Consider the following 13,181-nt stretch of genomic DNA (forward strand, 5'->3'; position numbering starts at 1 on the left):
GCGTCATCCTTCTGCCAAGATGCGGCCGACGTACCTGGCGACGGCGCGCACCGATGCGATGGTTGATGGGTAATCCATGCGGGTGGGGCCGACGATGCCCATCGTCGCCCACACGCTGTGGTCGGGTCCGTAGGTGCTGCCCACCACCGACGTCGTCTGCAGCGGCTCGTACGGGTTCTCCTGGCCGATCCGCACCACGACGTCGTCCGCCGTGCTGATGTCGCCCAGCAGCCGCAGCAGCACCACCTGCTCCTCGAGCGCCTCGAGCACCGGCTTGACGCTGGTCTCGAAGGACTCGCCGAAGCGGGTCAGGTTGGGCACGCCGCCCACCACCACGCGGGTGGACGGGTCGGCGCTCAGCAATTCGAGCAGGGTGGCGATCAGCGTGGACGCCAGCGGGCGCGTCTCCGGGGGGAACTCCTCCAGAGCGGTGGCCAGCCGTTCGACCGCCTGGGACGAGGTGGCCCCGACGACCAGGCCGTTCAGCCGCTGTCGCACCTCTTCGACCCGCTCCTCGGACGCCTCCCCCAGGTCGACGTGGCGCTGGTCGACACGGCCCAGGGAGTTCACGCTGATGAGCAGGCCGCGTTCGGCGGACAGCCGGACGACCTCGACGTGCCGCAGCACCGCGCTGGACAGCGTCGGGTACTGCACCATGGCCACCTGCCGGGTGATCTGCGCGAGCAGGCGGACGGTGCGCAGCACCACGTCGTCGATGTCGACGGCGCCCGCCATGAACGCCGAGATCGCCCGCTTCTCGGCCGCGGACAGCGGCTTGATGGAGGCCAGCCGGTCGACGAACAAGCGGTAGCCCTTGTCGGTGGGGATGCGGCCGGCCGAGGTGTGGGGCTGCGTGATGTAGCCCTCCTCCTCGAGCGCGGCCATGTCGTTGCGGACGGTGGCCGGCGACACCTTGAGGTTGTGCCGCTCGACGAGGGCCCGGGAACCGACGGCCTCCTGGCTGGAGACGTAGTCGGTCACGATCGCCCGCAAGATCGCGAGCTTCCTGTCGTCCACCTCTCGTCCCCCTTCCGCGACTGGCACTCTCCCGAACAGAGTGCCAGCTTACTCCGGATGCCGAACGCGGTCGCCCACCCCGCGGCGCGAGGCGGACGACGGGGCGCGGCGCTCAGGGTGAGGGATCAGTACTGGCGGACCTGCGGATCGGGCCGGTTGACGCCGAACACGCCGCTGACGAGCCAGCTCACCACGCTGATGATGACCGAGCCGATCAGGGCCGGCCAGAAGCCGTCGACATGGAACCCGATGCCGAGTTGCCCCGCGATCCATGACGTCAGCATCAACATCAGTGCATTGAGCACGAACAGGAAGAGACCGAAGGTCGCCACGATCAGGCACGTGGACAGGACGGTCGCCAGCGGCTTCACGAGCGCGTTGACGAGGCCGAGGATGAGGGCGACACCCGCCAGCGTGAGGGCGGTGGCGGTGGCGGTCGGTCCGGTGACGGTGATGCCCGGCACGAGCCAGGCGGCGATGCCCACGGCGATGGCCGTGGCGATGAGGCGCAGGAGAAGTCTCATGTCTCCAGGGTGCCATCCGTCGCCTAAGGTGGGCGCCATGTCTGAGCCCGTCGACTTCTCCCTCACCCCGTTCGAGCCGCTCGCGGAGGACATCTTCCGCGCCGTGGCCGAGCCGGCCGGCGTCACCATCGGCCTGATCGTCGGGCAGACCGGCGCGCTCGTCGTCGACACGGGCTCGTCGCCCAACCAGGGCTGGGAGATCCGTGCGGCGGCCGAGCGCGTCACCGACAAGCCCATCGTCGGCGCCGTGGTCACCCACCACCACTACGACCACCTCTACGGGCTGTCGGCGTTCCGCGACGTGGCGACCTACGGCCACGAGTCGCTGGGCGAGTCGACGCGGGCGAATCCCGAGCTCGCGGCCGAGCTCGAGCGGCTCGGCTTCAGCGAGGACGAGCTGATGATGCCCGCGCGGACGTTCTCCCTCGCGGCCACCGTCGACCTCGGCGGGCGCCATGTCGAGCTGGTGCATTTCGGCGTCGGGCACACCTCAGGCGACGTCGTCGTCCTGGTGCCGGACGCGTCCGTGATCTTCACCGGGGACCTGCTGGAGCAGTCCGGGCCCCCGCAGGTGGGCCCCGACTCCAGCCTGAAGCAGTGGCCGCGGGCGCTGGACGGCGTCCTGGGGACGCTGCGCGCCGACACGGTGCTCGTGCCGGGGCACGGGGAGCCCGTGGACCGGGACTTCGCGTTCATCCAGCGCGGCGAACTGGCCGGCACCTACGCGCAGGTCGAGCACCTGGTGCAGCGCGGGGTCCCGGAAGACGAGGCCTACGAGCGGGGCGAGTGGAACTTCCCCGAGGAGGCCATCCGCGCGTGGCTGCCGCTGGTCTACGCCGAGCTGGCCGCGCAGGGCAAGAAGCCGCGACGCTCGCTGAAGCTGCTCTGAGCCGCGGCGGCCTCAGGCGGAGTGCCCGGCCCGGCGGCGGCTCAGAAGCGCACCGGCGTCCAGCGTCCGCCGTCACGACGCAGCAGCCAGGAGCGTCCGATCGTGGCGACCTCCTCGACGCCGCGGCAGCCGTCGAAGGCCGCGCCGCGGGCGTCCTCGTCCTCCTCGTCGCGGCTGGCCGGCGAGACCGCGAAGCGGATCAGGATGCGCGGGGTGCCGGCGGCGATGTCGAGGTCGCGGGATTCGACTGTGTTGGCCAGGCCGATGGCGGCGACGGCGGCGTCCATCACCTCGGGCGGGCGATGGCCCGGCTTGAGGCCGAGGATCTCGATCTCGACGCGGTAGGAGCTCACTGGTTCAGGGTGGGGTGCGTGGCGAGCCAGTCGGGCGTGACGAGGGTGTCGTTGACGATGTCCCAGGCGTCCGGGGTGCACGCGGAGATCAGCAGCGGCGACGCGACGCCCGCCCGGTAGTCCTCGCCGGTGTTGAGCGCCGCACGTCCGCCCAGCTCGCGGATCATCAGCGAGGCGGGCAGGTGGTCCCAGGGGTTCTGCGAGCGGTAGACGACGGCGTCGATCTTCCCCGTCAGCACGTCGGGATAGTCGATCGCGCAGGAGCCGACGGTCGGACGGACGGTGAGCCGCTCACTGTGGTGCTGCAGGCTGCGCGGGCCGGCGGCGGCACGCAGCGGCCGCTGCGGGCCGCCCATCGGGCGCAGGGGCCGTCCGTTCAAGGTGACCCCGTTGCCGCGCTCGGCGACGAACATGCGCTCGTGCACGGGCTGCCAGATCCACGACCGGACGGGCAGCCCGTGGGCGCATTCGACCACCATGACGCCGAAGTCGGCGGAGCCGCGGGCGAAGTTGTTGGTGCCGTCCACGGGATCGATCACCCAGGCGTGCTCGGCCTCGGGCAGCCCCTCGAGGATGCCGGGATCGTCGAAGACGGACTCCTCGCCCACGACCAGGGCGTCGGGGTGGTAGTCGCGCAGGATGGCGGTGAGTTCGACCTCGGCCCTGCGGTCGGCGACGGTCACCAGGTCACCCGGGTGCTTCTCGACGATCTCATCACCGTGCAGGGTGCGGAAGCGCGGCAGGATCTCGCGCGCCGCGACCTCTTGGATCGCGTCGGTCACGGTCTGCGTCTTCATCAGCTCTCCTTGTCGAGGTGGTCCTCGGTCACGAAGTCGATCAACTTCTCCACCTCCGTCAACAACCCCGGGTCGAGGTCCTTCCAACTTTCCACCCGTTGCAGGATGCGCTGCCAGGCCCGGGCCACGTCCGCCTGCGTCTGGTGCGGCCAGCCGAGGGCGGCGCAGATGCCCTTCTTCCAGTCCTGGCCCTTCGGGATGCGCGGCCACTGGGCCAGGCCGAGCCGCTGCGGCTTGACCGCTTCCCAGATGTCGATGAACTCGTGGCCGGTGACGAATACATAGTCGCCGCTGACCTGCTGCACGATGCGGTGTTCCTTGGTGCCGGGCACCAGATGGTCGACGAGGACGCCGAGCCGGCGGCCGCGCTCGGGTGCGAACTGTTCGACGATCGCGGGGAGGTCGTCGATGCCGCCGAGGTACTCGACGACGACGCCCACATGCCGCAGGTCGGAGCCCCAGACCTTCTCGACGAGCTCGGCGTCATGACGTCCCTCGACGTAGATGCGGCTGGGCAGCGCGACCTTCGCCTTCTCGGCCGGACCGACGCGCGACCCGGACGCGGTGTGCGTCCGGTTGTAGCGCTGCTGAGCGTCGAACCGGCCGGCCTTCGGGGCGGGCGGGCGCAGTTCGACGGGCTTGCCGTCGAGCCAGAATCCGGGGCCGAACGGAAAGCTGCGGCGCTTGCCGCGCCTGTCCTCCAGCACGACCATGCCCTTCTCCCACGCGACGACGGCGCCGACGAAGCCCGACGTCGGCTCCTCGAGCACCATGTCCCGCTCCACCGGGACAGGCGTGGCCGTGGGCTTGCCGGCTTGCTGCCAGCCCTTGGCGAGGACGTCGTTCCCGTAGCGATTCACAGCGCTCGACCCTACCCCGGCGTCCCCGCCGAGACGCGGACGCCCGGCCCTGCGGTGTTTCCCCCCGGGGCCTCCCCGGCCTGCGCGTCCACCCGGCGGGTCCTCAGTCGAGCAGGTCGCGGATCACGGCGTCCGCCAGCAGCCGGCCCCGGCGGGTCAGGACGAGGCGTTCGTCTCCGGCGCTGAGCGTGCCCAGCCCGCGGGCGACGACCTCGGGCACCCGCCGCCGCTCGGTGACGGTCAGGACGTCGAGCGGCAGGCCGCGGTCAAGGCGCAGCTCGAGCAGGACGCGCTCCTCGCGGCGTTCGCCGGGGGTGAGGACCTCGCGTCCGGCGGCGGGCGTGCGCCCGTGGGCCAGGAGCTGGGCGTAGCGGCGGGGGTGCTTGACGTTCCAGAACCGGACGCCGCCGACGTGCGAATGCGCGCCCGGCCCGAACCCCCACCACGAGTCCCCCACCCAGTAGGCGAGGTTGTGCCGGCACTCGTGGCCGGGCTTGGCCCAGTTGCTCACCTCGTACCAGCGGTAGCCGGCGCCGGACAGGGCGTCGTCGGCCAGGACGTACTTGTCGGCGAGGTCGTCCTCGTCGGGCATCGGCAACTCGCCGCGCCGCACCCGGCGGGCGAGTGGCGTGCCGTCCTCGACGATCAGCGAGTACGCCGAGACGTGGTCGGGCTCGGCGCCGAGGGCGGCGTCCAGGGAGGCGCGCCAGTCGTCCAGGCTCTCCCCCGGCGTGCCGTAGATCAGGTCGAGGCTGACCGACGCGAAGCCGGCCTCGCGCGCCCACCGGACGGCCTCGAGGGCGCGGCCCGGCGTGTGGGTGCGGTCGAGGACGGACAGCACATGCTCCTGGGAACTCTGCATGCCGAACGAGATGCGGTTGACGCCCGCCTCGACGAGCGTGCGCAGCGCCTCAGGCGTCACCGAGTCGGGGTTCGCCTCGGTGGTCACCTCGGCGTCATCGGCCAGGCCGAAGGCGTCGCGCAGCCCTGCCACCACCGCGCCCAACTTCTCAGGCGCGAGCACGGTGGGCGTCCCGCCGCCGAAGAAAATCGTCTGCAGCGGCGGAGCCCCGTCGCCCAGGACGCGACGGGCCAGGGCGACCTCGGCGTCCAGGGCGCGCAGGTAGGACTCCTGGGAGTCGCCGGGCGCCGCCCCCAGCTCAGCGGCCGTGTAGGTGTTGAAGTCGCAGTAACCGCAGCGCGTCACGCAGAACGGGACGTGCACGTACGCGCTCAGCCCGCGGCTCGACAGCTCCGCGCGCGCGGACGGCGGCAGGGCGCCGTCCTCGGGAACCGGCTCGCCCTCAGGCAGCGACCCGGGACTCATCAGGGCAGCTCGCGCGGCAGATCCATGCCGTCGAGGGCGTGCTGGCACGCGCAGGCGTCGTCGGCGGGCAGCTCGGGGATCACCCGGTACAGGAGCCCCTTCAGCTTCTCGATGTTGCGACCGAATGCCTCCAGCACCTCGGCGTGGCTGACGCCCGAGTCGCCCTCGACGCCAGCGTCCATGTCGGTGACCAGGCAGATCGTGGTGAAGCACATCGCCAGCTCGCGCGCCACGGACGCCTCCGGCATGCCCGTCATGCCGACGACCGACCCGCCGGCCGCGGCGTGCCAGCGCGACTCCGCGCGCGAACTGAACCGCGGGCCGTTGATGACGACGAGGGTGCCGCCGTCGGTGAGCGCCTGACCCGCCGCCTCGCCGGCGCGCGCCACGGAGGCCCGCCCGCGCGGGCAGTACGGGTCGGCGAAGGAGACGTGCACCACGGGGCCCGGCTCCTCCCACACGGTGTGCCCGGCGCGATACGTGCGATCGATGACCTGGTCGGGGACGACGAGCGTGCCCGGCCTCAGGTGCTCCTGCAGCGAACCGACCGCGCACGGGGCCAACACCTGCCGCACCCCGAGCGAGCGGAGCGCCCAGAGGTTGGCCCGGTAGTTCACCTTGTGCGGCACGAACTGGTGCTGGTCGCCGTGCCGCGGGAGGAACGCCACGCGGCGTCCCTGCACCTCACCGACGCTGATCGCGGCCGAGGGCGGCCCGAAAGGGGTGTCGACCTCGACCCGCCGGGGGTCGTCGAAGAACGAGTAGAAGCCTGAGCCCCCGATGATGCCGATGTCCGCCTGCATGGCCGTCACTGTAGTGGGCGTCCCCGACAGAATGCGGTCGGAGGTCGGGGCACTGTTGACCCGGTTTGGCAGACTGGCGGCGTGACCACCCAGCACGTCCCTCGTCGCCCACCGGCTCGCCGTCCGCTGACGACCCTGAGCGGCGCCTCGCTGTTCGTCGGCGGGTGGCTCGCGCTCATGTGGGTGCTCGAGATCGTGGACGTGCTGACCGGACACCGCCTCGACGGGCTCGGCATTCAGCCGCGGGTGATCTCGGAGCTGCCCCAGATCTTCACCGCGCCCCTGCTGCACTTCGGCTGGGCGCACCTGATCAGCAACTCGATCCCGTTCCTGGTGCTGGGCGTGATCATCCTGCTCGGCGGGCTGCGGCACTGGGTGGTCGCGACCCTGGCGTCCGTGATCGGTTCGGGGCTGCTCGTGTGGCTGATCAGCCCGCCCGGCTCGGTGACCGCCGGGGCGTCCGGCGTGATCTTCGGCTACCTGACGTACCTGCTGGTGCGCGGGTTCATCTCCCACAACCTCGGCCAGATCGCCATCGCCGTCGGCGTCTTCGTGCTCTACGGGGGCGTCCTGTGGGGCGTCCTGCCGTTCAGCGTGGGGGTCTCGTGGCAGGCGCACCTGGGCGGGGCGCTCGGTGGCATCGCGGCGGCCTGGCTGCTCCACCGCTCCCCGGACCGGCGCACGGTCCCGCAGCTGAACCGCCGCTCCTGACCCCGAGGCCCGCCCGCGGTCCGTCCGGCTCAGGCCTGCGGACGCTCGAGCCGCCGCTTGATCTCGTAGGCGAGCAGCAGCGTCACCACCCACAGCGGCCCCACCACGACCGCGACCCGGTAGCCGGGCGAGAACAGCATCAGCACCACGACCCCGGCCAGGAACGCGATCACCGCGATGCCCACCCACGACGCCCCGGGCAGCCTGAACCGCAGCGCCGCCGCGCGTTCGGGGCCGATCCGGCGGCGGAACCTGCGCTGGGTGATCATCACCATCGTCCAGTTGACGATGCCGGCGAACAGCGCGATCGACATCAGGTACTGGAACGCGAATTCCGGCCACAGGAACACCACCACGACCGCGACCACCGTTACCGCCGACGACGTCAACACCCCGGCCACCGGGACGCCGTTGGTCGCCACCTGGCGCAGGTAGCGCGGCGCGTTGCCCTGCCTGGCCAGGGAGTACAGCATGCGCCCGTTGGAGTACAGGCCCGAGTTGTACACGGAGATCACCGCGGTGAGGCAGACGAAGTTGAGCAGGTCGGCCGCGACCTTGATGCCGACCGAGTCGAAGATCTTCACGAACGGGCTCATCTCACCGTCGATGGCGGTCCACGGGACGACGGACATGATCACCGCGAGCGCGCCGATGTAGAAGATCAGGATGCGCCAGATCACCTGGTTGATCGCCTTCGGGATCGAGCGCTCCGGATCGTCCGCCTCGCCCGCGGTGATGCCGATCAACTCGACGCCGCCGAACGAGAACATGACGACGACCAGGGCCATCAGCAGGCCGACCCACTGGCCGTCCACGTTCTGCAGCAACCCGAGCGGGACGAAGCCTCCGTGGTTCCACAGGTGCGTGACCGAGGGACGGACGCCGTCCGCGCCGGTGATGCCCCAGACGAGCACGATCAGGCCCAGGACGATCATGCCGATGACCGCCGCGACCTTGATCAGCGCGAACCAGAACTCGAACTCGCCGAACGAGCGCACTCCGATGAGGTTGATCGCGGTGATCGCGACCAGGAAGAACGCGGCCGTCACCCACGCCGGGATCCCGGGCAACCAGTAGTGGACGAACGTCCCGACCACCGCGAGTTCGACCATCGACACCGCGATGTAGTTGAACCAGTAGTTCCAGCCCGAGACGAACCCGGCGCGCCGGCTCCAGTAGCGGTAGGCGTAGTCGCTGAACGCGCCCGAGGTGGGATGGTCGACCGACATCTCCCCCAACGCCCGCATCACCAGGTAGATGATCGCCCCGCCGACGGCGTAGGCCAGCAGCACCGCCGGGCCGGCCAGCTGGATCGACTCGCTCGACCCGTAGAACAACCCGGTCCCGATGGCACCACCCAGCGCGATCATCTGGATGTGCCGGTTCTTCAGCACCCGATGCAGCCCGCCGGAGGGGGCGCCGGACGCGTGGTCGACCTGGTTGGTCATGCTCACCTTTCCGCTCGGCCCTCCGCCTCGGGACGGCTTCGCGTGACGTCCCTGACACGCGGCAGCGGCCGCGGCGTCCGAGCGCGGCTGAGTGTAGCCAGCCGGACGGGTGGTCAGGCTCGCCTGACCACCCAGCGGCCTAGAATGGGGGAGTCGTCCCCCCACGATCGGAGAACACCATGCGCCTCGCGCTCGTGCTCGGCTCGGGCGGAGCCCGCGGCTGGGCGCACATCGGCGCCATCCAGGAGATCGAGAGCCGCGGCCACGAGGTCGTCGGCATCGCGGGAGCGTCCATCGGTGCCCTGGTCGGCGGAGTGGCCGCCGCCGGCAAGCTCGACGAACTGGCCGAGTGGGTGACAGCGCTCACGCGCCCCGACGTGCGCCGCCTCTACGACCTGACGTTCACGGGCCCCGGGCTGCTCAAGGGCCGTCGCGTGCTCGCCGAGATCGAGAAGATCACCGGCCCGCGGGCGATCGAGGACCTCCCCTTGCCCTTCACCGCGGTCGCGGCCGACCTCGTGACCAACCGCGAGGTGTGGTTCCAGTCGGGGTCGCTGTACCTGGCGGTGCGGGCGTCCATCTCGATGCCGACGTTCTTCACCCCGGTGCTGATCGGTGAGCGCCTGCTGGCGGACGGCGGCCTGCTCAACCCGCTGCCCGTCGAACCGACGCTCGCGCTGCCCTCGGACGCGACCATCGCCGTCAACCTCAACGCCGCGCCGGGCAGGTCGCCGCATGAGATCCTGGTCGACCGCATCGAGGCCGACCGCGGGCCGATGGTCGAACGGGTGGCGTCCACGGCGCACCGCAACGTGGAGAAGCTGACCGGTTCGCTGGCCGACAGCGAGTTCTTCCAGCGGCTCGAGCGTGGCTGGGAGCGGCTGCGGCCGGGCAGCGAGCGGACGGCCCTGCCGGACGAGTTGCCCGAGGACCTGCGCGAGGAGGGCGAGCCGACAGCCCAGACCGTCCGGCCGCGCGACGACGGCCCGGTGACGAAGTCCGCGGATGTCCAGGCGAGCCCGCTGCCGAGCGGGTTGAGCACCATGGAGGTCATCGACCTGTCGATCTCGTCGATGCAGCGCATCATCGCCCGCTACCGTGCCGCCGCGAACCCGGTGACGGCCACGGTCGACATCCCGCGCGACGAGGTCGGCACCCTCGACTTCCACGAGGGCGCCAAGATGATCGAACTCGGTCGCACCAAGACCGCCGAGGTGTTGGACGCCGCGGGGCTGTGACCCGGCCCAACGCGTCGGGCGGGCCGTGACGCGATCGAGCCCGCCGTCTGCCGTGACCAGGGCCCGGCCATGGCCTAGCGTGGGCGCGAGGGTGCTCGCTCGACGGGCGGGCGCTCAGCGATCGGCCCAGAAAGAAGGATCCATGCTCAGCAAGCGCGACGTCGCCCAGATGATCGACCACACCCTGCTCAAGCCGGAGGCGACCCCCGATCAGGTGGACGCCCTGCTCGCCGAGGCCGCCGAGCTCGGCACCTACTCGGTGTGCATCTCCCCCTCGCAGCTGCCCGTGCGGCCGTCCGGCGGGGTCAAGGTCGCCACGGTGTGCGGGTTCCCGTCCGGCGCCGTCGCCAGCGTCGCCAAGGCCGCGGACGCCGCCGAGTCGGTCGAGCGCGGCGCCGACGAAGTCGACATGGTCATCAACCTGGCGTTCGCCAAGACCGGCGCCTGGGACGACCTGGAGGCGGACATCAGGGCCGTCCGCGAGGCCGCGCCGAAACCCGTCGTGCTCAAGGTGATCATCGAGTCGGCCGCCTTGACGGACGACGAGATCGTTGCCGCCTGTCAGGCCGCGGAGCGTGCGGGCGCCGACTTCGTCAAGACGTCCACGGGCTTCCACCCCGCCGGCGGCGCGAGCGTCGAGGCCGTGCGGCTGATGGCACAGACCGTCGGCGGACGGCTGGGCGTGAAGGCGTCCGGCGGCATCCGCGACGCCAAGACCGCCCTGGCGATGATCGAGGCCGGCGCGACCAGGCTGGGCCTGTCCAGCTCCCGGGCCGTCCTCGACGGCCTCGACGAGGCCTGACCCGACCAGCCTTCCGGGCGCGGCGGGGCGCGCGTTCGGTAGGGTGACCGCACCCACGTCCCGCGTCGGCGAAGGAGCCCACGATGAGCGACCTGCCCTACCGCAACCCTGGCCTCAGCATCGACGAGCGCGTCGACGACCTGCTGTCCCGCCTCACGCTGGAGGAGAAGGCGGCCCAGCTCACCCAGTACTTCTACTTCGGCTCGATGGGGGCTGTCGCCGGGACGCTGGAGGACCTGTCCGGGCTGCCGCCGGAGCAGCGCGAGCTGGCCGAGCAGGCCCGGATGGTCGAGGGGGTGCTGGACGCCGGCGGCGCGGGGGCGCTGCTGTTCGTCAAGGACGCCGCCACCGCCAACCGGCTGCAGCGCCGCGCGATCGCCGGCAACCGACACGGCATCCCGGTGTTCTTCGGGTTCGACGTCATCCACGGGATGCGGACGATCATGCCGGCGCCGATCGCCGTCGCGGCGTCCTGGGACCCCCAGACCGCCGAGGACGGCCAGCGCGTCGCGGCCCGCGAGGCCCGCGCCGCCGGCATCCACTGGACGTTCGCGCCGATGGTCGACATCGCCCGCGACCCGCGGTGGGGCCGCATGGTCGAGGGCGCCGGGGAGAACCCGACGCTGGGGGCGGCGATGGCGGCCGCCCAGGTCCGCGGGTTCCAGGGCGACCTCGGTCCCGAGAGCGTTCTGGCCGGCCCCAAGCACTTCGCCGGCTACGGCGCCCCGCTGGGCGGGCGCGACTACGACGACGTCGACCTGTCCGACCGGGCGCTGTGGAACGTCTACCTGCCGCCGTTCCGGGCGGCGATCGAGGCGGGCGCGGCGAACATCATGAGCGCCTACATGGACCTCAACGGCGTCCCCGCCTCGGGTAACCGGTGGCTGCTCACGGAGGTGCTGCGCGACGCGTTCGGCTTCAAGGGGTTCGTCGTGTCGGACGCCAACGCCGTCCGCTCGATGGTCACCCAGCACTTCGCCCGCGACCTGGCCGAGGCGGGCGCCGCCGCCATCAACGCCGGTCTCGACCTGGAGATGTGCATGGAAGACCCGGCCTACGCGCACCTTCCGGAGGCCGTCGCGGCCGGCCGGGTCAGGGAAGAGGCCATCGACGCCGCGGTGCGCCGGGTGCTGGCGGTGAAGTTCCGGCTGGGGCTGTTCGAGCAGCCCTTCGCCGACGAGGACGCAGCGGCCGTCCTCGACGCCCCCGAACACCGCGCGGTCGCCCGCCGGGCCGCGGAGAAGTCGCTGGTGCTGCTGAAGAACGACGGCGTCCTGCCGCTGGACCCGGCCACGCTGGAGTCGGTCGCCGTCATCGGGCAGCTCGCGGCGAGCAAGCGGGACACCCTCGGTCCGTGGGTGTTCGACCACGACACCGACGAGACCGTCACGATCCTGAAGGGCCTGCGAAGCCGCCTCGGCGGGGCGGTGCGGGTGGAGCACGCCGACGGGGCGTCCGTGCCGGCGCGGGTGTTCCCGTCGATGTTCGACGACATGGATCTGTCTTCGCAGAACACGCCCGAGGGCTACGACGAGGACGCGGCGATCGAGGAGGCCGTCCGGCTGGCCGCCGACAGCGACGTCGCCGTGGTCGTGGTCGGGCAGCGGCAGAACCAGATCGGTGAGAAGGCGTCCGTCAGCACGCTCGACCTCCCCGGACGCCAACTGGAGCAACTGCAGCGCATCGTCGCGACCGGCACGCCCGTGGTGCTGCTGGTGATGTCGGGACGTCCGCTCGACCTGCGCTGGGCCGACGAGCATGTGCCCGCCATCCTGCAGGTCTGGTACCCCGGCACCCGCGGTGGCGAGGCCGTGGCGGCCGCCCTGGTCGGCGACGTCTCCCCAGCCGGACGCCTGCCGATGACCTGGCCGCGGCACGTCGGCCAGGTGCCGATGGTGCTCGACCACAACGTCACCTTCGAGCCGCAGAGCCAGGGCCGGCGGTACTGGGACGAGGAGTCCACGCCGCTGTACCCGTTCGGGCACGGGCTGAGCTACGCGACCTTCGAGTACGGGACGCCGACGCTCGACCGCGCGCGCATCGCGGTCGGCGAGACGGCGACGGTGTCGGTGGACGTGACCAACGCTTCCGATCGCGACGCCGACGAGGTGGTGCAGCTTTACATCCACCAGCGCCACGGAACGACGACCCGGCCGATCCGGGAGCTGAAGGGGTTCCAGCGGGTGACCATCGGCGCCGGGCAGACCCGCACCGTGATGTTCGCCCTCGGGCCCGATCAGCTGCGGTACTGGTCGGCCGTCGAGCGCGACTGGGTGCAGGACGCCACGGTCGTCGAGGTGCTGGTCGGCGGCACCTCGCGCCTGGACGCCCCGATCACCCTGGAGGTGACGGACGCCTGAGGGGCGCTGTGACCTCGGCACGGGCGCCCCGTCGGGCCCGTCGAACACCCCG

At 71.5% G+C, this 13,181-nt stretch carries 13 protein-coding genes; 5 read left to right on the forward strand and 8 right to left on the reverse strand.

Going from position 1 to position 13,181, the window contains the following annotated elements:
• Nucleotides 1-3 precede the first annotated feature (3 nt).
• Both hrcA and BN1187_RS09595 read right to left on the reverse strand, forming a co-directional pair.
• The gene (gene hrcA / locus BN1187_RS09590; RefSeq protein ID WP_040161197.1) at nucleotides 4-1,017 is read right to left on the reverse strand and encodes a heat-inducible transcriptional repressor HrcA; all 1,014 of its coding nucleotides are present in this window, start codon (nucleotides 1,015-1,017) and stop codon (nucleotides 4-6) included.
• 125 nt (nucleotides 1,018-1,142) lie between these two features.
• Nucleotides 1,143-1,541, reverse strand: coding sequence for a phage holin family protein (locus BN1187_RS09595; protein ID WP_040161201.1), 399 nt, complete (start codon nucleotides 1,539-1,541; stop codon nucleotides 1,143-1,145).
• 37 nt (nucleotides 1,542-1,578) lie between these two features.
• Between BN1187_RS09595 and BN1187_RS09600 the strand changes: the two genes are divergently transcribed.
• Nucleotides 1,579-2,430, forward strand: a complete 852-nt coding sequence (locus BN1187_RS09600) for an MBL fold metallo-hydrolase (protein ID WP_052462568.1) — start codon at nucleotides 1,579-1,581, stop codon at nucleotides 2,428-2,430.
• A 41-nt stretch (nucleotides 2,431-2,471) separates the two neighbouring features.
• On the opposite strand, the gene BN1187_RS09605 is transcribed toward BN1187_RS09600, so the two are convergent.
• The 5 genes from BN1187_RS09605 to BN1187_RS09625 form a co-directional block, all read right to left on the reverse strand.
• Nucleotides 2,472-2,783 carry a hypothetical protein gene (locus tag BN1187_RS09605; RefSeq protein WP_040161203.1) on the reverse strand — a complete coding sequence of 104 codons (312 nt, stop codon included), beginning with the start codon at nucleotides 2,781-2,783 and terminating at the stop codon, nucleotides 2,472-2,474.
• Nucleotides 2,780-3,580 (reverse strand): inositol monophosphatase family protein, encoded by an 801-nt coding sequence (locus BN1187_RS09610; protein WP_052462569.1) that lies wholly within the window; start codon nucleotides 3,578-3,580, stop codon nucleotides 2,780-2,782. Before BN1187_RS09610 ends, BN1187_RS09605 begins: the two co-directional genes overlap by 4 nt.
• Nucleotides 3,580-4,440, reverse strand: a complete 861-nt coding sequence (locus tag BN1187_RS09615) for a DUF3097 domain-containing protein (RefSeq protein ID WP_040161206.1) — start codon at nucleotides 4,438-4,440, stop codon at nucleotides 3,580-3,582. Before BN1187_RS09615 ends, BN1187_RS09610 begins: the two co-directional genes overlap by 1 nt.
• A 103-nt stretch (nucleotides 4,441-4,543) precedes the next feature.
• Nucleotides 4,544-5,767 carry a radical SAM family heme chaperone HemW gene (gene hemW / locus BN1187_RS09620; RefSeq protein ID WP_040161209.1) on the reverse strand — a complete coding sequence of 408 codons (1,224 nt, stop codon included), beginning with the start codon at nucleotides 5,765-5,767 and terminating at the stop codon, nucleotides 4,544-4,546.
• Entirely contained in the window at nucleotides 5,767-6,570 is an 804-nt protein-coding gene (locus tag BN1187_RS09625) for an S-methyl-5'-thioadenosine phosphorylase (protein ID WP_040161212.1), read from the reverse strand. Before BN1187_RS09625 ends, hemW begins: the two co-directional genes overlap by 1 nt.
• 177 nt (nucleotides 6,571-6,747) lie before the next feature.
• On the opposite strand from BN1187_RS09625, the gene BN1187_RS09630 reads away from it, so the two are divergent.
• Nucleotides 6,748-7,281, forward strand: coding sequence for a rhomboid family intramembrane serine protease (locus tag BN1187_RS09630; protein WP_052462760.1), 534 nt, complete (start codon nucleotides 6,748-6,750; stop codon nucleotides 7,279-7,281).
• A 29-nt stretch (nucleotides 7,282-7,310) separates the two neighbouring features.
• Here the strand turns inward: BN1187_RS09630 and BN1187_RS09635 are convergent, their stop codons facing one another.
• Nucleotides 7,311-8,729: an amino acid permease gene (locus tag BN1187_RS09635; protein ID WP_052462570.1), complete on the reverse strand. Its 1,419-nt coding sequence runs from the start codon at nucleotides 8,727-8,729 to the stop codon at nucleotides 7,311-7,313.
• A 179-nt stretch (nucleotides 8,730-8,908) separates the two neighbouring features.
• On the opposite strand from BN1187_RS09635, the gene BN1187_RS09640 reads away from it, so the two are divergent.
• From BN1187_RS09640 to BN1187_RS09650, 3 genes are all read left to right on the forward strand, one after another.
• Entirely contained in the window at nucleotides 8,909-9,967 is a 1,059-nt protein-coding gene (locus tag BN1187_RS09640; RefSeq protein WP_040161214.1) for a patatin-like phospholipase family protein, read from the forward strand.
• A 142-nt stretch (nucleotides 9,968-10,109) separates the two neighbouring features.
• Nucleotides 10,110-10,769 carry a deoxyribose-phosphate aldolase gene (gene deoC / locus BN1187_RS09645; RefSeq protein WP_040161216.1) on the forward strand — a complete coding sequence of 220 codons (660 nt, stop codon included), beginning with the start codon at nucleotides 10,110-10,112 and terminating at the stop codon, nucleotides 10,767-10,769.
• An 83-nt stretch (nucleotides 10,770-10,852) separates the two neighbouring features.
• Nucleotides 10,853-13,129, forward strand: a complete 2,277-nt coding sequence (locus tag BN1187_RS09650) for a glycoside hydrolase family 3 N-terminal domain-containing protein (RefSeq protein ID WP_040161219.1) — start codon at nucleotides 10,853-10,855, stop codon at nucleotides 13,127-13,129.
• Nucleotides 13,130-13,181 lie beyond the last annotated feature (52 nt).

Source organism: Nigerium massiliense, from assembly GCF_000826085.1.
GTDB lineage: Bacteria > Actinomycetota > Actinomycetes > Propionibacteriales > Propionibacteriaceae > Propioniciclava > Propioniciclava massiliense.

Excerpts from the sequence above, each read along its gene's own strand:
- BN1187_RS09610 (WP_052462569.1), bottom strand. The coding sequence starts at position 3,580 with ATGAAGACGCAGACCGTGACCGACGCGATCCAAGAGGTCGCGGCGCGC.
- BN1187_RS09625 (WP_040161212.1), bottom strand. The coding sequence starts at position 6,570 with ATGCAGGCGGACATCGGCATCATCGGGGGCTCAGGCTTCTACTCGTTC.
- deoC (WP_040161216.1), top strand. The coding sequence starts at position 10,110 with ATGCTCAGCAAGCGCGACGTCGCCCAGATGATCGACCACACCCTGCTC.
- BN1187_RS09630 (WP_052462760.1), top strand. The coding sequence starts at position 6,748 with ATGTGGGTGCTCGAGATCGTGGACGTGCTGACCGGACACCGCCTCGAC.
- BN1187_RS09595 (WP_040161201.1), bottom strand. The coding sequence starts at position 1,541 with ATGAGACTTCTCCTGCGCCTCATCGCCACGGCCATCGCCGTGGGCATC.
- BN1187_RS09640 (WP_040161214.1), top strand. The coding sequence starts at position 8,909 with ATGCGCCTCGCGCTCGTGCTCGGCTCGGGCGGAGCCCGCGGCTGGGCG.
- hemW (WP_040161209.1), bottom strand. The coding sequence starts at position 5,767 with ATGAGTCCCGGGTCGCTGCCTGAGGGCGAGCCGGTTCCCGAGGACGGC.
- BN1187_RS09600 (WP_052462568.1), top strand. The coding sequence starts at position 1,579 with ATGTCTGAGCCCGTCGACTTCTCCCTCACCCCGTTCGAGCCGCTCGCG.
- BN1187_RS09635 (WP_052462570.1), bottom strand. The coding sequence starts at position 8,729 with ATGACCAACCAGGTCGACCACGCGTCCGGCGCCCCCTCCGGCGGGCTG.
- BN1187_RS09650 (WP_040161219.1), top strand. The coding sequence starts at position 10,853 with ATGAGCGACCTGCCCTACCGCAACCCTGGCCTCAGCATCGACGAGCGC.